19 protein-coding genes and 1 pseudogene are annotated in these 23271 nt (G+C 45.4%); 13 read left to right on the top strand and 7 right to left on the bottom strand.

Annotation, left to right across the window (positions count from 1 at the left end; all coding sequences use genetic code 11):
• The first annotated feature begins 9 nt into the window (after positions 1-9).
• The 9 genes and pseudogenes from Q1A41_RS07095 (at position 10) to mutT (ending at position 11535) form a co-directional block, all read left to right on the top strand.
• Positions 10-978, top strand: coding sequence for a D-alanine--D-alanine ligase (locus Q1A41_RS07095; protein WP_299976368.1), 969 nt, complete (start codon positions 10-12; stop codon positions 976-978).
• A gap of 15 nt (positions 979-993) precedes the next feature.
• Complete coding sequence (locus tag Q1A41_RS07090; RefSeq protein WP_299976363.1) at positions 994-1788, top strand: cell division protein FtsQ/DivIB; 795 nt, start codon at positions 994-996, stop codon at positions 1786-1788.
• Positions 1789-1823: 35 nt separating this feature from the next.
• Positions 1824-3014, top strand: a pseudogene (gene ftsA, locus Q1A41_RS07085) (cell division protein FtsA); the annotation flags it as partial.
• Positions 3015-3112: 98 nt separating this feature from the next.
• Positions 3113-4285 carry a cell division protein FtsZ gene (ftsZ, locus tag Q1A41_RS07080; protein ID WP_299771758.1) on the top strand — a complete coding sequence of 391 codons (1173 nt, stop codon included), beginning with the start codon at positions 3113-3115 and terminating at the stop codon, positions 4283-4285.
• A gap of 189 nt (positions 4286-4474) precedes the next feature.
• The gene (lpxC, locus tag Q1A41_RS07075; protein ID WP_299976357.1) at positions 4475-5386 is read left to right on the top strand and encodes a UDP-3-O-acyl-N-acetylglucosamine deacetylase; all 912 of its coding nucleotides are present in this window, start codon (positions 4475-4477) and stop codon (positions 5384-5386) included.
• Positions 5387-5851: 465 nt separating this feature from the next.
• Positions 5852-6787, top strand: a complete 936-nt coding sequence (locus Q1A41_RS07070; protein ID WP_299976354.1) for a M23 family metallopeptidase — start codon at positions 5852-5854, stop codon at positions 6785-6787.
• 151 nt (positions 6788-6938) lie between these two features.
• The gene (gene secA, locus Q1A41_RS07065; RefSeq protein ID WP_299976351.1) at positions 6939-9626 is read left to right on the top strand and encodes a preprotein translocase subunit SecA; all 2688 of its coding nucleotides are present in this window, start codon (positions 6939-6941) and stop codon (positions 9624-9626) included.
• Positions 9627-9879: 253 nt separating this feature from the next.
• On the top strand, positions 9880-11097 hold the full coding sequence (argJ, locus tag Q1A41_RS07060) for a bifunctional glutamate N-acetyltransferase/amino-acid acetyltransferase ArgJ (protein ID WP_299977805.1): 1218 nt from the start codon (positions 9880-9882) through the stop codon (positions 11095-11097).
• A gap of 33 nt (positions 11098-11130) precedes the next feature.
• Positions 11131-11535 carry an 8-oxo-dGTP diphosphatase MutT gene (gene mutT, locus Q1A41_RS07055; protein WP_299976348.1) on the top strand — a complete coding sequence of 135 codons (405 nt, stop codon included), beginning with the start codon at positions 11131-11133 and terminating at the stop codon, positions 11533-11535.
• 6 nt (positions 11536-11541) lie between these two features.
• Here mutT and yacG read toward each other — a convergent pair whose 3' ends face one another.
• The 5 genes from yacG to pilB all read right to left on the bottom strand — a co-directional run bounded on the left by yacG (position 11542) and on the right by pilB (position 16293).
• Positions 11542-11769, bottom strand: coding sequence for a DNA gyrase inhibitor YacG (yacG, locus tag Q1A41_RS07050; protein ID WP_299976345.1), 228 nt, complete (start codon positions 11767-11769; stop codon positions 11542-11544).
• A gap of 79 nt (positions 11770-11848) precedes the next feature.
• Positions 11849-12460, bottom strand: a complete 612-nt coding sequence (gene coaE / locus Q1A41_RS07045) for a dephospho-CoA kinase (protein ID WP_299976343.1) — start codon at positions 12458-12460, stop codon at positions 11849-11851.
• Between the two features lie 5 nt (positions 12461-12465).
• The gene (locus Q1A41_RS07040) at positions 12466-13338 is read right to left on the bottom strand and encodes an A24 family peptidase (protein WP_299976340.1); all 873 of its coding nucleotides are present in this window, start codon (positions 13336-13338) and stop codon (positions 12466-12468) included.
• Between the two features lie 9 nt (positions 13339-13347).
• Positions 13348-14550, bottom strand: a complete 1203-nt coding sequence (locus Q1A41_RS07035; protein ID WP_299976336.1) for a type II secretion system F family protein — start codon at positions 14548-14550, stop codon at positions 13348-13350.
• Positions 14551-14568: 18 nt separating this feature from the next.
• Positions 14569-16293 carry a type IV-A pilus assembly ATPase PilB gene (gene pilB, locus Q1A41_RS07030; RefSeq protein WP_299976333.1) on the bottom strand — a complete coding sequence of 575 codons (1725 nt, stop codon included), beginning with the start codon at positions 16291-16293 and terminating at the stop codon, positions 14569-14571.
• 366 nt (positions 16294-16659) lie between these two features.
• On the opposite strand from pilB, the gene Q1A41_RS07025 reads away from it, so the two are divergent.
• From Q1A41_RS07025 to Q1A41_RS07010, 4 genes are all read left to right on the top strand, one after another.
• The gene (locus Q1A41_RS07025; RefSeq protein WP_299976331.1) at positions 16660-17109 is read left to right on the top strand and encodes a pilin; all 450 of its coding nucleotides are present in this window, start codon (positions 16660-16662) and stop codon (positions 17107-17109) included.
• Between the two features lie 832 nt (positions 17110-17941).
• Positions 17942-19105 carry a hypothetical protein gene (locus Q1A41_RS07020; RefSeq protein WP_299976328.1) on the top strand — a complete coding sequence of 388 codons (1164 nt, stop codon included), beginning with the start codon at positions 17942-17944 and terminating at the stop codon, positions 19103-19105.
• A gap of 8 nt (positions 19106-19113) precedes the next feature.
• Positions 19114-19989, top strand: coding sequence for a glycosyltransferase family 2 protein (locus Q1A41_RS07015; protein WP_299976325.1), 876 nt, complete (start codon positions 19114-19116; stop codon positions 19987-19989).
• Positions 19982-20878, top strand: coding sequence for a YbhN family protein (locus tag Q1A41_RS07010; protein WP_299976322.1), 897 nt, complete (start codon positions 19982-19984; stop codon positions 20876-20878). The genes Q1A41_RS07015 and Q1A41_RS07010 overlap by 8 nt, the downstream gene beginning before the upstream one ends.
• 16 nt (positions 20879-20894) lie before the next feature.
• On the opposite strand, the gene Q1A41_RS07005 is transcribed toward Q1A41_RS07010, so the two are convergent.
• Complete coding sequence (locus Q1A41_RS07005; protein ID WP_299976319.1) at positions 20895-21908, bottom strand: glycosyltransferase family 4 protein; 1014 nt, start codon at positions 21906-21908, stop codon at positions 20895-20897.
• Positions 21909-21953: 45 nt separating this feature from the next.
• Positions 21954-23174, bottom strand: coding sequence for a glycosyltransferase family 4 protein (locus Q1A41_RS07000; protein WP_299976316.1), 1221 nt, complete (start codon positions 23172-23174; stop codon positions 21954-21956).
• Positions 23175-23271: the final 97 nt, after the last annotated feature.

Genomic DNA, 23271 nt, shown 5'->3' with positions numbered 1-23271 from the left:
AGTTAAATTATGAAGCAAGTAGAACAAAACATACTGAACGATAAAAACGCCCTAGCGAAAAAGCTATCTGCAATGGGGCGCGTGGCTGTTTTGTTGGGTGGTGATTCCGCGGAGCGCGAAGTGTCTTTGCAAAGTGGCGCCGCTATTTTAAGTGCATTGCAAAATTTATCAGTGGATGCCTTTGCAATGGACATCGGTAGCAATGCTATTGAAGCTTTAGAGCAAGATAGGCCAGATCACGCTTTTATCGCTTTGCATGGTGGTGCGGGTGAAGATGGTCGTATACAAGCTTTGTTGGGATATATGGGCATCCCGTATACCGGCAGTGCTGTAAATGCCTCGGCGCATGCAATGGATAAACTGCGTTGTAAATATTTGTGGCGTGGCATGGGGCTGAGTACGGCCGATTTTTGTGAGCTTGATGCTGACAGTGATTGGGCAGAGATTATGACTCGCCTTGGTGGCTCGGTCATGGTTAAGCCTGCCAGTGAAGGCTCCAGTATTGGCATGGCTCCGGCACACAGCGCCGATGAATTGCAAAAGGCTTTTGTTGAAGCCTCGAAATACGATAAATGTGTTATCGCTGAACGTTTGATTCGAGGTGCAGAATTCACCGTGGCGGTGTTGTCTGATGAGGTGCTACCGGCGATCAAACTGGAAACCGATAATCAGTTTTACGATTACGACGCTAAATATATTTCTGATGAAACTCGCTATTTGTGCCCTTGCGGTTTGCCAGAAGACAAAGAACAAGAATTAAAAGCTCTGGCCAAGCGTGCTTTTGATAGTTTGGGTTGTAAAGACTGGGGGCGGGTTGATGTTATGGCCGATGAGCAGGGCAAGTTTTATGTGCTCGAAGTGAATACCGTTCCCGGTATGACCAGCCATAGTTTGGTGCCTATGGCGGCAAAGGCTGCAGGTAAAGACTTTGAGCATTTGGTTGCGCAAGTTTTATATAGCAGTGCGATTAATCATTAAGGGCTGATTTTAGTTATGAGTCAGTCGCGACAAAGAGGGGCGATAAGAAAGCCCAATGCCGAGCCAAAGCCGAAGCGTGAAATTCGCTGGGGCTATTATGGCAGCATGACTTTGTTGTTGGCGCTAGTTGCGGTATTGGTGGTTTTTGGCCGGCAGCCATTACTGGAGACTGTTGATAGACCGGTGGCCAAAGTGGCCATTGAAGGTGAGTTTAGATTTATTAAGAAAGAGGTCTTAAGCGAGCGAGTAAAGCCTTTAATTGATCGCAGCTTTTTGCAGCTTAAGCTGGCGGTGATCAAAAGTGAGCTGGAAGAAGAAGCTTGGGTGGCGCGTGTCGTATTGAGTCGGAATTGGCCGGATCAGCTTACGGTAAAAGTATTTGAAGAAGTGCCCATTGCTCGCTGGGATGATTACGGCTTTTTGAGCGCGCAGGGCAAGGTGGTCAAGGCCTCGGATGCCGGTGAGCTGCTAAAAGATTTGCCAAAGCTCAATGGCCCAGAGGAATCGGCTGCCTTGGTGATGAGTAGTTTTAAAAGATTTAATCAGTTGCTGTCGAGCTACGATCTAACGGTAACTGAGTTGTCAGCTAATGACCGTATGTCCTGGCAGTTAAAGCTGGACAATGGTTGGTTGTTAAAGCTGGGGCGGGATCAATTGGTTGAAAAGGTACAGCGCTTATTGGCGGTGTATCCAAGAAGCTTAAAAGATAAAACGGCGCAGATTGCAGCGATTGATTTGCGTTATGAAAATGGATTTTCAGTTAGTTGGCGCGAGCCTATAAATGAATTGGCGGCAGCGCCTTCACATTGAATTTGAGTGGCCACTAGGCCAACAGGGGAATATAAATGGCAAATTCAAGCGAAAACAAAATGATTGTTGGCTTGGATATCGGCACTTCGAAAGTCGTCGCGATAGTGGGCGAGATTGGTGTTGATGGTCAGTTGGAAGTAGTAGGTATTGGTTCTCACCGCTCTAATGGTTTGAAAAAGGGCGTAGTGGTAAATATTGAATCGACTGTGCAGTCTATCCAGCGAGCGGTTGAAGAGGCTGAGCTGATGGCGGGTTGCCAGATTCATTCTGTATACGCGGGTATCGCAGGCAGTCATATTCGCAGTATGAATTCCCACGGTATTGTGGCCATTAAAGATCGTGAAGTGTTTAGTCAGGATGTTGACCGCGTTATCGATGCGGCGCAGGCAGTGGCGATTCCGGCTGATCAAAAAATACTGCATATCTTGCCGCAGGAATATTTGATCGATGAGCAAGAAGGCGTAAAAGAGCCTTTGGGTATGTCGGGCGTACGCCTTGAGGCGAAAGTACATTTGGTGACTTGCGCACAAAACGCTGCGCAAAATATTGAGAAGTGTATTCGTCGCTGTGGATTAGAAGTAGAAGATATTATTTTAGAGCAGCTAGCCTCTGCCTATTCGGTGCTAACTGACGATGAAAAAGAACTGGGTGTTTGTTTGGTGGATATAGGTGGTGGCACTACAGATATTGCCATCTTTACCGAGGGTTCGATCCGCCACACAGGTGTGATTCCGATTGCCGGTGACCAGGTTACTAATGATATAGCGATGGCCTTACGCACGCCTACGCCGCACGCGGAAGAAATAAAGATTAAGTACGCTTGCGCTTTGGCCAAGCTAACGGGTGCTGATGAGACAATTAAAGTGCCAAGTGTGGGTGATCGTGATCCGCGTGATTTATCTCGCCAGGCTTTGGCTGAGGTTGTAGAGCCTCGTTACGATGAATTATTTACGTTGGTGCAAGCTGAATTGCGCCGCAGTGGTTATGAAGATTTGGTGGCAGCTGGCATTGTATTGACTGGTGGAACATCAAAAATGGAAGGGGTTGTCGAGCTTGCCGAAGAAATCTTCCATATGCCTGTTCGTTTGGGTGCCCCCCAAAACGTAACGGGTTTAAGCGATATTGTGAATAATCCTATTTATTCAACTGGCGTAGGCTTGTTGAATTATGGAATTAATCAACAGCAGGAAGGAAAAGCTGCGAATTATAGTAGTAAGGATGCACCCACAGGTATGTGGGAAAAGTTTAAAAATTTATTTTAATGCTGAATTTTCAGCAAGACCATTTTTCAAAGTGTTACTGAGGAAAAACAAAGGGGAAAGATATGTTTGAACTCGTGGATAGTGTACCTCAAAGTGCAGTAATTAAAGTTGTAGGTGTAGGTGGCGGTGGCGGTAATGCCGTTAAACATATGATTGCCAACCATGTTGATGGTGTGGAATTTGTATGTGCAAACACTGATGCTCAAGCCCTTAAAGATGTTGAAACCGGCACGGTTTTACAGCTAGGTAACGGTTTAACCAAAGGCTTAGGTGCTGGTGCTAACCCGGAAGTTGGCCGTCAAGCGGCTGTTGAAGATCGTGAGCGTATTGCTGATGTTATCAGTGGTGCGGATATGGTTTTCATTACCGCTGGTATGGGTGGTGGTACTGGTACCGGTGCAGCGCCAGTTGTAGCTGAAGTTGCTCGCGAGCTGGGTATTCTGACTGTAGCGGTTGTTACCAAACCATTCCCATTCGAAGGTCGCAAGCGTATTACCGTTGCTGATCAGGGTATTAAAGAACTACAAGAGTGTGTTGATTCGCTAATTACCATCCCTAACGAAAAACTGTTAGCTGTGTTGGGTAGCACAACTTCTCTTTTGGATGCCTTTAAAGCTGCTAACGATGTGCTACTTGGTGCTGTACAAGGTATTGCGGACCTAATTATCCGCCCAGGTATGATCAACGTGGATTTCGCGGATGTGCGTACCGTAATGTCTGAAATGGGCATGGCGATGATGGGTACTGGCCACGCCAGTGGCGAAAATCGTGCTCGTGAAGCAGCCGAAGCGGCTATCCGCTCTCCGTTGTTGGAAGATGTAAATCTACAGGGTGCTCGCGGTATTTTGGTGAACATCACTGCGGGTATGGATTTGTCCTTGGGTGAGTTTACTGAGGTAGGCGATACGGTTGAAGAGTTTGCTTCAGCTGATGCAACTGTGGTTGTGGGAACTGTTATCGACCCAGAGATGTCAGAAGAGCTGCGTGTTACTGTAGTGGCTACCGGTTTGGGTGCAGCAGCTCAGGCAGCTAAGCCTGTTGAGACGAAAGTTGTGGTGGATAACACCCGTCGTCCTAATGGTCAGCCGAATTATGCGGAGCTAGATAAGCCAACCGCAATGCGTCAAAAGGCTGCAGCTCAGCCTGCGACAGCTGCATCGGCTAGCCCTTTGACTGAAGAGAAGGATATGGAGTATCTCGATATTCCAGCATTCTTGCGTCGACAGGCCGACTAATACAGTAAAGCGTGTGCACTCAAAGCGCTGTTCAAAAATTGAACGGCTTGCTTTGGGGGAATGAACTTTGTAGCCATATTTGATAGCTGCGTTGTGGCTTCGCCTGTAAGAAAGGCGAGGAATGGCGCCGAGTATGGTTTTCTGTTAGTATGCGCCCCTTTTAGGGCCAGTGTGAGACGGTAGACCTATATGATCAAACAGCGGACGCTAAAAAATGCCATTCGTGCAACAGGTGTTGGATTGCATACTGGGGAGAAAATCTTCCTAACTTTGTTACCAGCAGCTATCGATACCGGCATTGTATTTCGACGGGTAGATCTAGACCCAGTAGTAGATATAGAAGCGAAAGCTGAAAATGTAGGTGATACCACTTTATCGACGACCTTGGTTAAAGATAATGTGCGCGTTTCCACGGTAGAGCATTTATTGTCAGCGATGGCAGGCCTTGGCATTGATAATGCCATTGTCGAAGTCAGTGCTGCTGAGGTGCCGATTATGGACGGCAGTGCCGGTCCATTTGTCTTCCTTTTGCAATCAGCGGGTGTCGCTGAACAGGAAGCTGCTAAAAAGTTTATTCGCATTAAAAGACCAGTAACAGTTACTGAGGGAGACAAAACAGCCAGTTTCCTCCCCTTTGACGGCTTTAAGGTCTCCTTTAGTATCGATTTCGATCATCCGGTCTTTAAAGGCCACACGCTTGATGCCTCCGTTGACTTCTCTAGCACCTCTTTTGTTAAAGAAGTCAGCCGTGCCCGTACTTTCGGTTTTATGCACGAAATTGAATACCTTCGCTCTAAAGGCTTGGCCAAGGGCGGTAGCGTAGATAACGCTATTGTGGTTGATGAATATCGCATCCTTAATGAGGATGGTCTGCGCTATGAAGATGAATTTGTTAAACACAAAGTTCTAGACGCCATTGGCGATCTATACCTATTGGGCAACAGCCTAATTGGTGAGTTTAAAGCTCATAAATCAGGTCATGCACTGAACAATAAATCCTTGCGACAGCTAATGGAGCAGGAAGATGCTTGGGAAGTGGTCACCTTTGAAGATGAAACGGCGGCTCCTATTTCCTATATGAAGCCGGTAATGTCGTTTTAATCATTTTGTGCATAAAATCACAGCAATAGGCTCTTTAATTCGTAAAGATGTCCCCGCTGTTTTGACATAAAACACTATTTCTTTATTATCAAATAGGATTTAGTGGGGTTTATGGCCTAAACTTACTTTAGCTATTGGGCCATTTAGACCATAATAGCGACGGTTTATCGGCTGAGCATGGCGCGCTTAAATAAGTTTGTGCCTAGCAGGGTTAATGAGCCGTTAGTAGCAGGCAAGCAATAATAGAAGAATATCGCTTTGCGGCTACAAAGTGGTGGCAGGAATGCTTCCACGATGAAGGTGGTTTCACCGGTTTTAATTGTCTCTGGGTCGCTAGCTTGCTCGATAAGAGCGAGTAGGGGCCTTGTTTGACGTTCAGAATATCAATCTGAACACTAATAAAAAGCGGCTTTTGGCCGTAAAACAAATAGATAGATATTGTTTTTGACGTAGCGGCTTAGAAGTATGAAAGTTATTCTGGTCAGCAAGAATCACGGTAGCACGCGCAGCTTTACAGTTGGTGCGTGGTCTGTTGCGCTATTGTCTTTGTGCCTACTTGGCGTGCCTGCAACCGTTGGTGGATTTTGGTTGTGGCAAGCCAGCCAAATGGACGCCGAAAACGAATTTCTAAGCTCTGATTCCCGCCGTGCCTGGCAAAAAGAACTCGTAAAGCAAAAGCAAGATATTCAAGAAGCCGGTCGCGATGCCCGTGAAAAGGTTGCTGCCTTAACTTTGCGTATGGCAGAGCTGCAAGCACGTTTGCTGCGCTTAGATGCGCTGGGCGAGCGCCTTACCAGTATCGCCAAGCTTGATAAGGGCGAATTCGATTTTAGTCGAGCCCCAGCGGTAGGTGGTCCAGAGTCAAATGCCTTAGGTGATGCCTACCAAGCCCCCGAATTTATCGATGCGATTGATCAGCTTGGCCAACAGATCGAAGATCGAGAGCAGCAGCTTGAAATTCTGGATGCCATGATGGCTAAGCGTAAGATAGAAAAAGATATTTTCTTGGCTGGTCGTCCGGTCCAAAAAGGTTGGATGTCTTCGCGCTTTGGGCGTCGTACCGACCCGTTCAATGGCAAAGTCGCTTGGCATAATGGTGTTGATTTTGCCGGTAAGATGGGTTCTCCAGTTATTTCGGTTGCTGCGGGTGTGATCACTTGGGCTAGCGACCGCTCAGGATATGGCCAGTTGGTTGAGATCAACCATGGTGAAGGGTTCTCGACTCGTTATGCTCATAATAGCGAGATCAAAGTAAAAGTTGGTGATGTGGTGAAAAAAGGCCATATCATCGCGGCCATGGGCACATCTGGCCGATCCACAGGCCCCCATGTACATTTCGAAGTTTATAAAAACGGTCGCGCTGTAGACCCTGCCTCTTATATCCACCGTACACATCGATAGCACTTCTTCTTATTAGGTGAACCTAAGCTTGCACCTGCAGGCTGCTTGGGGTTTACTTGGCACCTTTTTGAATTTGACCGCTTTTTGCGGCTTTAAACTGACAATATTCGCCCCAATATGTAGGGGACATCCGTAGGAATTGGTAAATAACATGATAGGCAAGCTGGTTAGAGCAGTTTTTGGTACTAAAAACGGCCGCGAATTGAAGCGTATGGGCAAGTTGGTTAAGAAGATCAATGCCCATGAAGAAAGCATGCAAGCCCTTAGCGATGCTGAAATTAAGGAAAAAACCGCTAGCTTTAAAGAGCGCGTAGCCGAAGGTGAAACCCTAAACGCTATTCTGCCGGAAGCTTTTGCTTTGGTTCGAGAGGCGGGCCATCGAGTTATGGGGATGCGTCACTTTGATGTACAGATGATCGGTGGCATTACCCTACACGAAGGCCGTATCGCCGAAATGCGTACCGGTGAAGGTAAAACCTTAGTGGCCACCTTACCTGCCTACTTGAACGCCTTATCTGGTTTGGGTGTGCATATTGTAACGGTGAACGATTATCTTGCCGGCCGTGACGCCAATTGGATGCGTCCGCTGTATGAAGCGTTGGGTTTAACAGTTGGTGTTATTCACTCTCAGCAAGACCCGCAAGAAAAATACGATGCTTATCGTGCGGATATTACCTACGGTACTAACAATGAGTTTGGCTTTGATTATTTGCGCGACAATATGGCCCTGCGTAGAGAAGATAAAGCTCAGCGTCCATTAAACTTTGCGGTAGTTGATGAGGTGGATTCGATTTTGATCGATGAAGCTCGTACGCCATTGATTATCTCCGGTGCGGCAGAAGATAGTTCTGAACTTTATCGCCGCATGAATCAGTTGATTCCTCAGTTGGAAGAAGAGACCCATTACACCATGGACGAGAAGTCTCGCCAGGTTGAATTGACCGAAGTGGGTCATCAGCTGGTTGAAGATTTATTGATCCGAGAGCGTATGCTGGCCGACGATGAAAGCCTATACGCCGCGAATAACCTAGCTTTGCTGCACCATGTGCACTCGGCTATGAAGGCCCACACCCTGTTCCAAAAAGATGTGGATTATATTGTTCAGCAAAACGAAGTAGTGCTGATCGATGAGCACACTGGCCGTACCATGCATGGTCGTCGCTTGTCTGAAGGTTTGCATCAGGCGCTAGAGGCCAAAGAAGGTGTAACCATCCAGCAAGAAAGCCAAACTTTGGCATCTACCACCTTCCAGAACTACTTCCGTATTTATCAGAAGCTATCGGGTATGACGGGTACTGCCGATACTGAAGCCTTTGAGTTTCGCCAGATTTATAACTTGGATGTTGTGGTCATTCCAACCAACAAAGAAATCCAGCGTAAAGACTTTAACGATTTGGTCTATATGACCACCGAAGAGAAGTTTGACGCGATTGTTGAAGATATTAAAGATTGTCAGGAGCGTAACGCGCCAGTATTGGTGGGTACTGCGTCGATTGAATCTTCTGAAGAGATGTCTAAGCGCCTGAAAAAGTCAGGCATTGAGCACAAGGTTCTTAATGCTAAGTTCCACCAGCAAGAAGCATCGATTGTTGCTGAGGCGGGCCGCCCTGCTAAAGTAACCATTGCCACCAATATGGCCGGTCGTGGTACCGATATTGTATTGGGCGGTAACTGGGAAGCCGAGGTTGCCCAGCTAGAAAACCCAAGCCAGGCCGAGATCGATAAGATTAAAGAAGATTGGGAAGAGCGCCATAAAACGGTACTTGAAGCAGGTGGCCTGCATATCCTGTGTACAGAACGTCATGAATCACGTCGTATCGATAATCAGCTGCGTGGTCGTGCGGGTCGTCAGGGTGATCCTGGCTTCTCTCGTTTTTACCTTTCCCTAGAAGATAACTTGATGCGTATCTTTGTGTCTGATCGTCTGCGCGGCTTTATGCAGGCTATGGATATGGAGAAGGGCGAGGCCATCGAACATAAGATGATGACCAACGCCATCGAAAAAGCCCAGCGTAAAGTAGAAGGTCGTAACTTCGACATTCGTAAGCAGCTTTTAGAATTTGATGATGTTGCCAATGATCAGCGTCAGGTGGTTTATAACCAGCGCAATGAGTTACTGGAAACTGAAGATATCGCTGAAACCGTAACCGCGATTCGAGCCGATGTAATCCATGATGTTACCGCTGATTTTATTCCACCAATGAGCGTGGAAGAGCAGTGGGATGTACCTGGTTTAGAGCAGCATATCCATAATGAGTTTGGTGCGGAGCTGCCGCTGCAAAAATGGTTGGATGAAGACAACCATATGGATGAAGAGCAGTTGCGTGATCGCATTGCCGAAGAGCTGCAAAAAGTTTATGACGAGAAGTGCGAGCGCGTTGGTGAAGCCATGCGCGATATTGAACGTCAGGTAATGCTGCAGATCCTTGATGTGTTGTGGAAAGAACACCTTTCTAACATGGATCATTTGCGCCAGGGTATCGGCCTGCGTGCTTATGCACAGAAGAACCCTAAACAGGAATACAAGCGCGAATCTTTCGAGATGTTCGAAACCATGCTAAACAATTTGAAGCATGAAGTTGTGCGTGTACTGTTCCGTGTAGAGCCAATGAGTGAAGAGCAGGTTGCAGAGATGGAGCGCCAGCGCTTAGAGGCTCTAAAGCAACAGGCTATGGAGCTTGAGCACGCTTCAGCTTCGGCATTGGAGCAAGAAGCTGAAATGGATCCTGATGAAGCTGACAAGCCATTTGTGCGACAAGGTGCCAAGGTAGGCCGAAATGACGCCTGTCCTTGTGGCTCTGGCAAAAAGTATAAGCAGTGCCACGGCAAGCTAAGTTAATTGCTTAAGCGTTAACTATTTTAAAAGGCTCGCTTAGCGGGCCTTTTTTATTTCTTGTGTTGGCTATTTGCCATCTTCTTTGCTTGCAAACTGATCAATTAAGCCTTTTTTACCACTATTGCTTGAAGCACAGCGCTTCGCTTCACGGTACAATAACTTAGCTTTATCAATTTATATTAATTGATTTGAAATGTCGCATCGAACGCTGGATGCAGCGCAGTACCCGATAAAACTATTAAAAGTAGGATTCACCATGGCAGTGGGCAACTTTCCTTTTCCTAAAATGCACCCAATTAAAGGCCTTCGTTTGGCATCGGTTTCGGCCAATATCCGCTACACCGACCGCGATGATTTGCTCATTATGGAGCTAGGCCCAAACTCGAGTGTTGCCGGTGTATTTACTAAAAATGCCTTTTGTGCGGCCCCGGTTGCAGTGTGTAAAAACCACCTTCCTGGCGATATTCGATATCTGATTGTGAATTCCGGTAATGCCAATGCTTGCACTGGCGAGCAGGGCTTAGCAGATGCAATGGCGAGCTGTGCAAAAATTGCTGAGATCTCTGGCACCAAAACCGAGCAGGTATTGCCATTTTCAACAGGTGTTATCGGTGAGCTATTGCCAATGGATAATTTATTGGCAGGTATTCCTGAGGCTATGGCCGCCTTAGAAGAAGATGCTTGGAAGCAGGCCGCACGCGCGATAATGACGACGGACACTCGCCCTAAGGGTGCCAGTGAGCAGATCGAGATCGATGGCCACACTATTACCGTTACGGGAATTGCCAAGGGCTCGGGCATGATCAGGCCGGATATGGCTACCATGTTGGCCTATATTGCGACGGATGCGGATGTTTGCAGCAATGTATTGCAAGATATGGTTTCTCGCGCCGCAGAAGCTTCGTTTAATCGTATTACTGTTGATGGTGATACCTCCACCAATGATTCTTGTATTTTAATGGCAACAGGAACCGCAGCTTTAGCCCATATCGATGATGCCAAAAGCTCAGCGGCACTAGCCTTATATGCTTCCATCGAGAAAATCTTAATTGAGTTGGCCAAATCTATTGTTTCCGACGGTGAGGGCGCCACTAAGTTTGTCACTGTAGAAGTTGCTGGTGGTGCTAATCAAGAGGAGTGTTTGAAAGTCGCCTACGCAGTGGCGCAATCGCCCTTGGTGAAAACGGCACTATTTGCCAGCGACCCTAACTGGGGGCGAATCGTAGCTGCTATTGGCTATGCTGGTGTGGAAGGCTTAGATGATAAGTTGGTAACCGTACATTTAGATGATGTGCTTATTGTTGAAAACGGCGGCCGCGCAGAAAGCTATACCGAAGCCGCAGGGCAAAAGGTTATGGATCAAGAAGAAATTACTATTCGTATTCATTTAAATCGCGGCAGTGTTTCCGAAACTGTTTGGACCAGTGATCTCTCCCACGATTACGTAACCATCAATGCCGACTACCGTTCATAGTGATAGTAAGCCGTTAACAGAATCGTTTAAGCAATGAAAAAAACAGTGCATGTCATGGTGGGTGTTATTTGGGGCAAGGCTGACAAAGCTAAGAGTATTTTGCTCGCTAAAAGGCCTGAGCATCTTCATCAGGGCGGCTTATGGGAATTTCCCGGTGGCAAACTTGAGCAAGGCGAAGAGCCTCGTGACGCCCTGTCCCGTGAACTTAAAGAAGAGCTTGATATTGAGCTTCTTGCTGCCAGCCCTTTAATGGATGTAAGCCATGACTATGGTGATAAAGCTGTATTCTTGGATATCTGGCAGGTAGACGACTTTAGCGGCCAGGAGAAGGGTTTGGAAGGGCAGGAGTTACGCTGGGTGCCATTAGCTGAACTGAACCAGTACGCTTTTCCCGCTGCGAACGAGGCCATTGTAAAGTGCTTGCAGAAACAGTTTTAAAGCTTGCTAGTGCTGAATTTTAGCATCAGGGTTTATCATCGTGGCGGCTTCAAGATCGCCACTTAGCATATCTTCATAGATCGAAGAGCCAGCAATTTTATGGCTTTCGTTCGCCCATTCACCTAAATCAATCAACTGGCAGCGTGCACTGCAAAAAGGGCGCTGCGGAAAATCATCATTCCACTTTACTTCGCTCTTGCAAGTTGGGCATTGTAAGCTGATTTCTTTGCTCATGGAGAGTTCTCTTGGCTGTGCTGCTGTTTGGCTTTGGGCGTATATTTAGCCTCAAGCTTAAGCGGGCATTGCTTTGGGATCAAGCCTTTGTGCTAAGCGTAATATAATGAGCATGAAGACGTTCGACCTCGTGATCTAGCCAAGTGAGGTCGCGATCGTTAACAATAATGTCGTCGGCACTAGCTTGGCGCTTATCTCGACTGGTTTGCGCAGCCATTATCGCTTTGATTTGCTCAACGCTTACACCATCTCGGGCACTAGCTCGCTCTAGCTGTAAGGCTTCTGGCACATCCACCAATAAAATGCGATCACACATGCTGTGTTGATCAGTTTCCATCAGTAATGGTGAGGCTAAAATGACATAAGGACTGCTAGCCGTAGTGATGCCATAAATAATTTCATCGCGAATACGGGGGTGCGTAATGGCCTCTAGCTTACTGCGTTGCGTTGGATCGGCGAATACAATTTCGCGTAATTTTGCCCGGTCCAGTTGGCCTTCCTTGTTGATTATATCGGCGCCAAAATGCTCGGCGATTTCCAGCAGCGCGGGTTTGCCGGGCTCTACAATAGTGCGCGAAGCAATGTCCGCATCGACAACCACAATACCTTTTAAGGCAAAGCGATCCGAGACGGCCGTTTTACCGCTGCCAATGCCGCCGGTAAGGCCGACTACCCATTTTTGTTCTTGCATAGCGTTTATTTATACAGATTTAGGTAGGCGTTTACTATCGCTTCGCCCCACATAAAGTAAATCCAGCCAGCGATGGCGAGATAGGGGCCAAAGGGAATGGGAATATTTTTATCGCGGCCCATAATCAAAATGCCGGCGATGCCGATCACTGCCCCTACGACAGACGATAATAGTATCGTAACGGGCAGGGCTTGCCATCCCATCCAAGCACCAAGTGCGGCCAGCAATTTGAAATCGCCATAGCCCATGCCTTCTTTTTGGGTGAGTAGCTTAAATATCCAATACACTGACCAGAGGCTTAAGTAGCCAAATACGGCGCCCCATAAGGCGTCCGTTAGGCTAGTAAACAAGCCTTGGCTATTGAGAATAAGGCCCAGCCACAGCAAAGGTATGGTGATATTGTCTGGTAGTAGCTGGGTGTCGATATCAATCATGGTGAGTGATATCAATGCCCAAGTTAATAGCAGTGCAGCGGCAAGCTGCCAGCTAAAACCGAATTTTATTGCAAGCACAGCTGAGAGTGCTGCGGTCACCGCTTCAATGATGGGGTAGCGAATTGAGATGCTGGTTTTGCAGTTGCTGCAGCGCCCGCGTAAAAATAAATAGCTTATAACAGGGATATTTTCCCATGCGCGAATTTTATGATCGCAGCTAGGGCAGGTGGATGCGGGTACAACTAGGTTAAATTCTTCTTTTGGAGCTTCATGCTCACTTTTTTCTAGCTCTAAGATTTCGCCACAATAATGCTTCCACTCACGTTCGAGCATTTTGGGGAGGCGATAGATAACCACATTTAAAAAACTGCCAACCAGCAGACCTAAAATACAAACAACCCCGGCGAGCGCGCCAGGGTATTGGCTGAATACATCTTGCAGCATGATTTGGCCTTAAACCACCTGTCCCAATTGGAAGATAGGTAGGTACATGGCGATCATTAGGCCGCCTACTAATACGCCTAAAATAGCCATAATCATTGGCTCTAATAGAGTGGTTAGATTGTCTACCATGTTGTCGACTTCTTCCTCATAAAAAATGGCCACTTTATCTAACATTTCATCAAGCGAGCCAGACTCTTCACCAATTGCTGTCATTTGTATCAACATGGACGGATAAATTCCGGCGCTTCGAAGGCAGCTATTCATGGTCATGCCAGTAGCAACTTCGTCCCTAATGTTTAGAATTGAGTCTCGATACAGGGCATTGCCGGCGGCACCAGAAACAGAGGTAAGGGCGTCAATCAGGGGTACACCAGCGGCAAAGGTGGTCGCTAAGGTCCGCGCAAAACGGGCGATGATAGAGTTGTACACAATATTGCCAATAATTGGCAGCTTAAGTGTAACTTTGTCGACACCATCGGAAAACTTCTGTGATTTCTTGCGAGCTTGAGAAAAGAGCCAGACTAATAGAATTACCGCTCCAAGAATGAGGTACCATATCTCTTGTACGGTATTGGATAAACCTAAAACAAATAGGGTAAAAGCTGGCAGGTCAGCGCCAAAGCTCGAAAAGGTCTCAGCAAATTGAGGTACCACTTTTACCAGCAAAATACCGGTTACAATGAAGGCTACAATAAGCACTGCTATTGGGTAGGTCATAGCCTTTTTAATTTTCGCTTTTAGAGCTTCAGTCTTTTCTTTATAGGTCGCAATCCTGTCTAGCATTGTTTCCAGCGCACCAGATTGCTCACCAGATTCCACTAGACTGCAAAACAAATCATCAAAATACTTTGGGTGTTGTCGTAGTGAACTTGCAAAGCCACTACCTGATGCAACTCCGTCTTTAATTTCGAGAATTAAATCGGACAAGCGAGGGTTGTCGACGCCTTCCGCAACAATTTCAAAACTCTGTACCAATGGTACGCCAGCTTTCATCATCGTAGCCATTTGGCGGGTAAAAATAGCAATATCTTGAGGCTTAATAGCTCTGCCGGCCCCAAATAGGGGTTTAGGCTTTTTGCGAACGGTTTTTACCTTTACGCCTTGTCTTAGTAATTGGGCTTTTACAAGCGCGGTACTTGCGCCCTTAAGCTCCCCTTGAACTGCTTTTCCTTTCTTATCGGTACCCTTGTATAAAAATATGGTATCCGCCATTGTATATGCTTCCTAAGCTTAATCTTTAGTTACGCGGTTAGCTTCTTCAAGGCTGGTTAAACCCTGTGCGACTTTACGAAGCGCAGAAATGCGCAAATTATTAAAGCCTTCTTCGGCGGCAGCGTCGGCAATTTGCAATGAGTTACCACCCTCCATGATCAAAGAAGAAATTTTGGGGGTAATACGCACGGTCTCGTATACGCCCACACGGCCTTTGTAGCCGTTTGAGCATTTAGAGCAGCCCACAGCTTTAAAAATATCAAACTCGGCTTTATCTATGCCAATATTATCAAAACCTTCTGCACTCATAATATCATCGGGGATTTCCGTTTCTTCCTTACACTCTGGGCATAATCTACGCGCAAGACGTTGGGCAATAATCAAGCTAACCGTGGTGGCGACGTTAAAAGCGGGTACGCCCATATTTAATAATCGCGTTAAGGTTTCCGGTGCAGAGTTTGTGTGCAAAGTTGAGAGCACCAAGTGACCGGTTTGTGCCGCTTTAATGCCAATTTCGGCGGTCTCAAGATCTCGAATCTCACCGACCATCACGATATCTGGATCTTGTCGTAGGAAGGAGCGCAAGGCTTCGGCGAAAGTAAGGCCAACTTTATTATTAACCTGAACCTGGTTAATACCCTCAAGGTTAATTTCCACTGGGTCTTCAGCGGTAGAGATGTTTAGCTCTGGGGTGTTGAGGATATTCAATCCCGTATATAGAGATACTGTTTTACCTGAGCCCGTTGGCCCGGTTACTAGAATCATGCCCTGTGGCTGATTTAAAGCATCTAAATACAGTTGCTTTTGAAAATCTTCATAGCCAAGTGCGTCAATACCCAGCTGCGCGCTGCTGGGGTCCAAAATACGCAATACGATTTTCTCACCGAATAAAGTAGGCAGGGTGTTTACACGAAAATCAATTGCTTTGGTTTTGGATACACGTAATTTAATACGCCCATCTTGCGGTACGCGGCGCTCAGAAATATCCATCTGAGACATTACCTTCAAACGCGCAGCTAAGCGAGTGGCCAAAGCTGTGGGAGGTTTGGTAACCTCATGCAGCACACCATCGGTGCGAAAGCGAATTCGATAAGCCTTTTCATAGGGCTCAAAGTGGATATCAGAGGCGCCGCCCTTAATCGCATCCAGCAAAACTTTATTGATAAAGCGCACAATAGGGGCTTCATCGACTTCTTCTTGGTCAGCATCATCAAGATCGGCGCTACCGCTACCATCTTCCAATACAAGGCCGTCAAAATCATCATCGATATCACCGAGGGCATCCCCAAGGCTTTCTTCGGCGCTGGCAACAAAGCGTTCTAAAGCTAAGTAGAGTTTATCGGCCTCTACAAGTATCGCCTCTGTCCCCATCCCGGTATTGAATTTAATCTCATCAAGGGCGCGAATATTGGTTGGGTCTGCCATTGCCAAGAATAAGCGGTTGCCTCTTTGGTAAAGAGGCAGTGCGCTATGTTTGGCAATAAGTTGCTTATCAACGACATCTTTAGGGGCGGCATCTACGGCAAAGGCATCTAGATCGATTAAAGGTGTGCCAAACTCATCAGCCGCTGCAGTTGCAACAGCTGAAGCAGCAAGAATATTTCGCTTGACCAAATATTGAACAAAAGGCTCTTTTTCTAGCTTGCTTTCAGCGACAGCCTCTTGCGCATCTTCCAATGAAAGTAGCTTATCCCTGACAAGGCGCTGGGCCAGGCCGCTGAGTTGTGGGGCTTCCGCCGACATTAGTCCATTCCGATATAGTTTAAAGGTTGATAGCTTAACTAAGGCTATTCGATCCAATACTTACAATATAATTCAACTTTATATGATAAGCCTATGTGAAAGCTAGAAATTCATCATATTTATGAAACGAAATTAGCTGTAGTATAGCCTCGCTTTCAGTAAAAAGGCTGTGTAGGCAACAATAAAGTACCAAGTTTGCCACAAGGTGACGTATCTTGTCACTCTGTGTGAACTGGGTCACACTTTGTTATTGCCTTCGCAGGTTCTGATTCCGTGAAATGTCTACTCTGCAGGCTATTTCTCAATGGTTGGCACGGTCTATGCTTTATGGATGGGACCGGATTTATTTTTTTGGAGATTTAAAAGATGAAAAACGCTCAAAAAGGTTTTACCTTGATTGAATTGATGATTGTTGTTGCGATCATCGGTATTTTGGCTGCTGTTGCTTTGCCGGCTTACCAGGATTACAACTCTCGCGCGAAAGTTTCTGAGCCTGTAGCTTTGTTAAGTGGTATGAAGATTGATGTTGCGGCTTTCTACACTGATACTGGCTTGCTGCCAGACTCGATGGATACTTTTGAAAGCTATGCTGGTCCAAAGGTTAAGTCTGGTAAGTATGTAGAGAAGATTGAAGTATCTGGTGGTGGTGATGCCGAATTAGTTATGACTGCAACTTTACGCGATGGTATTGGCGCAAACATCAATGGTAAGACCGTTTCAATGAAGTGGATTACAGTTGATGGCCTATTGACTAGCAGCTGTGGTGCTGGTGATATCGGCTCTAAGTTTTTACCAGCTGATTGTCGCGACTTCTAATAGAGTTAACTCTATAGAATTTACGATTGAAAAATCCGGCGTTTGCCGGATTTTTTGTTTCTGAGTATGCTTAAATTCCGGTTGCTAAGTTTTGATAATACGTGCCCCATGTCTGCTGAAACTCTCCTTGTGTTTTATGTTGCCAGCTTTTGTGCTGCTGTTGTTTATGCCAGGGATAAGTGGTGGTTTTTGGCTGGATGATTTTGGCAATTTGCCGGCAATATTCGATGACTTAAAGTCAGGTGGTATTTACTATGCTATCAGCAATGGTCAAGCAGGCCCTTTAGGGAGGGTGCTAAGTTTATTGAGTTTTGCGTTACAGCTTGAGAGTTGGCCAAATCCCAGAAATTTTATCTTTGTTAATATTGTTATACATGCTCTCAATACAGTAGCAATTTGTTGTCTGGCGTTTTTGCTAATTAAATATGGGCCGCTGAAAGAGAAGGCGCACGCTTTCTACATTGCTATTGCAATAGCAATGATTTGGGCCTGCGCCCCGATTCAGGTGTCTTCTGTGCTGTATATAGTGCAGAGAATGACCCTACTCTCTTCTCTCTTTGTGTTGTTGGGTTGTCTCTCGTTTCTTTGGGGGCGCCTGTTGCTTCGGCGGGCTAATCTTAAAGCCGCCTTTTTCTTGATATGCTTTGTGACTCCTCTATTTGGTGTGGCAGGGCTTTACGCGAAGGAGACAGCTTTTTTACTGATAGTTTATCTATTGTGTATAGACTATTTTTTGGATGCAGGTAGGCAGGAAAAAAACCGCTTCTATATTTGTATTGTGCGATGGCCTTTGTGGCTGATTTTTGGCGGTTTCATATTCTATTTGCTTAGTATGTTCTACACGCCGGAAGCTTTTGAGTCTCGTGACTTTGATGTGCAAGAAAGGGTGTTGTCTCAATCGGTAATAGTGTGGGATTACCTTAGACAGATCGCTCTTCCTAGAATGGCGCAGCTTGGTTTGTATCACGAAAATTATCCGATTAGTAGAAGCATATTTGAGCCCCTTGCCACGGCGTTTGCTCTAACAGCTTGGTTGTTGCTAGCTGTACTTTTTATGATTGCTGTTAGGCAGCGTTACTACTTAATTGTCTTTGCGGTAGCCTGGTTTGTTGGTGGCCATTTACTTGAAAGTTCCACATTGGCTTTGGAGTTATACTTCGAGCATAGAAGTTATTTGCCTAGTTTCGCGGTTTGGTTTGCGTCAGCTATAGGTGCATACTATTTGTGCTTAAAGCTATTTGTTCTGGCAAAGCGTCGCCTGGTTATTGGCTTGTTGTTAGCTTATGTGGGGGTTCTATTATCGCAGAGTTTTTATTTGGTTAAGCTATGGGGCAACCCTGTGCGTCTAGCTTATCTATACACAGTGGAAAGGCCAGATTCTCTTCGGGCTCGAGAGATGATGATTTATCTTTATCAGGTTCATGGCGAGATGAGCTCTGTAAAAACTGAGATAGCTCGGATGGGAGGCGACTTTCCCCAAAATCTGACGGTAAGGCTTTTGCAATTAGAGTATGCATGCTTATACCCAGATTTGCTTGATTACCGATTCAATGATGAATTGCTTGGGTTGGCCACTAGGGAGTCGATTTCAATTGGAGTTGTTGGTTCGATATCTGACCTATTTGATCGCTTGAAGGGTGGCAAAACCTGTGATGGATACTCAATTGAACAACTAATAGAGCTTGCAGATTTGGTTATTCAACATCCTAAGTACGTAAGTAATCGCGATAATATTCTTGCTCTTCGGTCGGAAATCAAGTTGCATCAAGGGGATATTTTCGCTGCTCTTAGCGATATGCAGAGTGTGGCAAAACCCAACTACCGAATGTCTATTAGAGTGGTACAGCTGTTGGCAACCTTGGGTAGAAAGCAGGAGGCTATTCAGCGGTTAGATGGAATTACAGGTAATTCTAGTTTTGCCTTGCAGGTAAAGGCTCATGAGAAGTTTTTGAGTAAGTTGGCAGTTGAGCTGAGCAATTTAGAAAGTGAGAGGTAGGAGTGCTTATGACAAAACTTGTAAGTAACATGAAGGGTGTTTCTGTAGTTATACCAGCGAAAAATGAAGAGAAGGGGCTGCGGAAGGTATTGCCTAGGCTTAAGGAATTAGATTGTGTTAAAGAGGTTATAGTAGTTGATGATGGCTCAAGCGATGACACAAGATCAGTGTGTGAGAGTTATGAGGTAAGATGTATTAGTCATCCGCATAGTATAGGTAATGGTGCAGCAATCAAAACCGGTGCGAGAGCAGCTAGCTGTGAAACTATAGTGTTTATGGATGGGGACGGCCAGCATCGCCCGCAGGATATTCCCAAATTGTTATCTGTATTTTCTTCTGGGTATGACTTGGTGGTTGGCGCGCGAAGTAAATCAGGGCAAGCTTCTTATGCTCGCTTTTTAGCAAATAGTTTATATAATAAATTTGCTAGCTGGATGAGTGAAACAAATGTCGAGGATTTGACATCTGGTTTTCGTGTGGTAAATGCCAAGAAGTTCAAGCAATTTCTATATATGTTGCCAAATGGCTTTTCTTACCCAACAACATCCACAATGGCTTTTCTTAGGAGTGGTTATGCGGTTGGGTTTGTAGATATTGAAGTAATGTCAAGGGATGGAAAAAGTCATATACGTATATGGAAGGATGGCATTAAGTTTCTGCTGATAATTTTTAAGATAACGACCCTTTACTCGCCATTGAAGTTGTTCTCATTAGCGTCGGCGGGTTTGTTTTGCTCTGGTGTGGGGTACTATCTCTATACCTTTCTTTCGTTGGGGCGTTTTACCAATATGGGATTGGCTTTGATTTTGTCGTCTGTGTTGGTGTTTCTCATAGGCTTAGTTTCAGAGCAGATTTCAACTTTGTTTTATAAAGATAATGCTTAAATTTGGTTTTGGTATCCTGTTAGCTGTAGCCTGCATGGGCATATTGCTGAACTATGCCGCTTTAGATTATAAGCTCTATTCTAATATTGAGATTACCTATATCCCCGTCCTGCTTCTAATGCCTATGGTCGTGCATCTTTTACAGGCGGAGCTATTCCGTGTTGCGTTACGGTTTTTTGGAGTTTCCATTGTTTGGCTGCCAAGCTTTCTTCTGACGGTTAGTAACACTTTTCTCAATTTGGTTGCACCAATGCAAACTGCCTCCGTGCTTAGAGCTTTGTATATGAAGCGTTACCTGAAGGTGGATATTTCTAAGTTTATTGGCGCAATGGCTTCGGCTCAGTTTGGTGCTTGGATTGTTGGGGGTGGAGGAGTTGCTCTGTTGTTATTGATTGACGATGGGCTTATTCGTCCGTTTTTGTCGGTATTGTCCTTTCCTTGGTACTACTTTGCGCCGGTGGTCTTGTTGGCTTTATTGGCGGCTTGGTGGGTTTTTGATGGCGCTTCGGTGTTGAAGCACCTGCTGGCACGCTTAGGATTGACCGAGTTTCCAAGTGTGGCTGAGGTCCTTGCGCTTGGCGCCATAAGAACTTGGCTATGTGGTTGCTCTGTTATCAGCATGTGGTTGATTTCTTTACTAATGTCAAATGAATTGGATTTTTTGCCGTTGCTGTTCATTACTCTAATTGCCTCAATGTTAGTGTTTGTCGTGATTACTCCAGGGAATATTGGCGTATTTGAAGCGGTAATGTACTTTTTAGCTAAAACTTTTGGGTTGGATGAGGAAGTGGTGCTCTTGTGCGTAATACTAGATCGTTTTATTTTTTACAGTATTGCTGCGGGGCTATCTGTTTTTTCGGCTTTTTATCTTAAGCGTTTTGCAGCTTAATTCTTCGAGTTTGTAGCTAGAACTTTAAAGATTGAAATACCAATTGGTACTCTGTCAGCATTTTTTCTAGTCCAAAGCACTGTTCTGCTTTGTGTCGGTTGTAGTTTCCAAATTCCTGTCTTAGATGACTGCTATCGATTAGGGTTTCTACAGCTTTAACCCAGTCTTTGTATTCGTGTGAGTTTACTAATAGGCCGCCAAGATCGCTATCAATTAGCTCTGGAAGTGCTGAATTATTTGAGCATACGACTGCTTGGCCGCAGGCCATTGCTTCGGCGACTACAAGTCCAAAACCTTCGCGGTGAGATGGGAAGAGTAGAATATCGCTTTCTTGAAAGATTGTTGGCATTTCACTATATGGAACTTTGGGTATGAAGCGAATGTGATCGCTGTGCGCTTGTTTGTGATTTTGTAATCCGCCTGTAGCCCAAAAATCCGCTTTGTGAGAAAGCGCTGTTGCTACGGCTTTGAATATATCAAAGCCTTTTCTTGCTATTGGGTTTCCTGCAAAGAGAATCCTAGGCTTTTCGTGGTTTTTTTTCTTTTTTGTAAACCTTTGGGTGTCTATACCATTATGGATTACTGAGATCTCTGTTTTGGGGTTGATTTCCTGCTTAATAATATCGGCGAGGAAGTTACTTACAGTGACGATGTGGTCCGCCTTCTTGCAGGCAGCTACGTTTGCCCCTCGGGCGATATGCTTGTAGTAAAGACGTCGTTTTATATCCCTGACGCTGCTGAGGTATCGCTCATCGTAGTAATAGTTATGTATGCTCAATAAATTTTTCCCGCTTGCCGTGAAGCCTCGTGTTCCTAGTTCTGCTGTTGTATGGATTATATCGGAGTTGCCCTTGTAGCTTGGTATCAGGCATGGTAGAGCGCCAAGTTTCGGGCTGAGTGTATTTAGGGTGTAATTACTTAGGTTTTCGGCAAGATAATTATGGACGACTTCAACCCCGGAGCCGGAAACCACTTGGCTATAAATAGTTGGTGAGCCTTGAGTTGGTTCAAGTTCATATTGCCCTTTCATTTTGCGCCTTATATGGTTTCTTGTAGTGAGTGATTTGTAGCTGGGTTAGTTAGAAGGGCTATTTTCAAGTTCTTCGATTTGTCTTTTGTACAACTCAGCATGTGATTTAGCTATCTGGGGCCAATTAAATCTATTTTTTACATCTATCCTGCCGTTTTCGGCTAGTTTTTCGCATAATTCTGGAGAGTTATATAGCCGCTTTATAGCTCTTGCTAGTTTCTCTGGGGAGCGTTGGGGAACTAGTAGGCCAGTTACTTCGTTTTGTACTGCATCTCTAATGGCTTGTAAATCTGATGCGACTACCGAGCAGCCACAACCAAGAGCTTCAATATTGGTTAATCCCAACCCTTCTTGATCTCCGTTTTCAGCTTTGACAGACGGTATAACTGCTATTTTATGCTGATTGAGATGTTTTGGGATGCTGTCATTCTTTAGGGCGCCTAAGAAAGTTACTTGATTCTCTAAGTCTAAAGATCTCACATTACTTATTAATTGGTTTTTAAGTGGGCCATCACCTATAACTGTTAGCTGTGGGCTTAAACCTTCTTTTTTTAGGATGGCTAGTGCTTCAAGTAGATACTCTACTCCTTTCTTCTCAACTAGACGGCCTACAAAGATTAGCTCTTTTGGTCTTTCTGATGTTGGTTTGCCGGCTACAAAGGTATTGCTTAAATCAACTCCCATTGGGTTGATGCTGATTCTATTTTGTTTGATGCCAAGTTCGCATAAATCATCTTTCATGGCGCTGCTCACAACGGCGATATGGTTTGCGCTGTTGCAGATATTGAGCTTTAATCGCTGAAATATAGATTTACTAAAACTATAGAGGTCACCCCCGTGGCTACTTAGCACCCATGGTAGTTTTGATGATCCTGTGAGCTTTTTATAAATCAACATGCTAAAACCCTGAGGAATAATCCAGTGGGCATGAATCAAGTCTGGATTAAGTGATTTAATTAGTCGATGAACTGCATAAGCTTGGAAAAAAATGAAAAAGGGAATGGCCAAATAGTTAAGTTTGTTTTTGCTTAATTTCGCATTAATACCACCATCGTAGCAAAGTTGTTGCCATTTAGCAGGAAGGTATTGAAAGCGGTGTATATGCACGCCTTCGAGCACTTCACTTTTAGGTAGACCCTGCTCGCAAGGCGCCAGTACATGCACTTCACCGTACGGAATTAAAAATTTTGCGAGGTTGTGTATGAAAAGGGGTTCTGTATCACCCAGCCAACGAGGATAGGTGGAAGTTAAAAGGAGTATCTTCATGCTGTAGTCTAGGGCTTTAGAAGTTGCAACTCTAGCACAGACAGGACCACCGTTCACCTTGGGTTTAAGTGGAAATTACACATAACTTATTTGATAG

It is taken from the genome of uncultured Pseudoteredinibacter sp. (assembly GCF_947502065.1).
Classification (GTDB): domain Bacteria; phylum Pseudomonadota; class Gammaproteobacteria; order Pseudomonadales; family Cellvibrionaceae; genus Pseudoteredinibacter.
The sequence above is the reverse complement of the archived record's forward strand: the minus strand, read 5'-3'. Positions and strand labels throughout refer to the sequence as shown.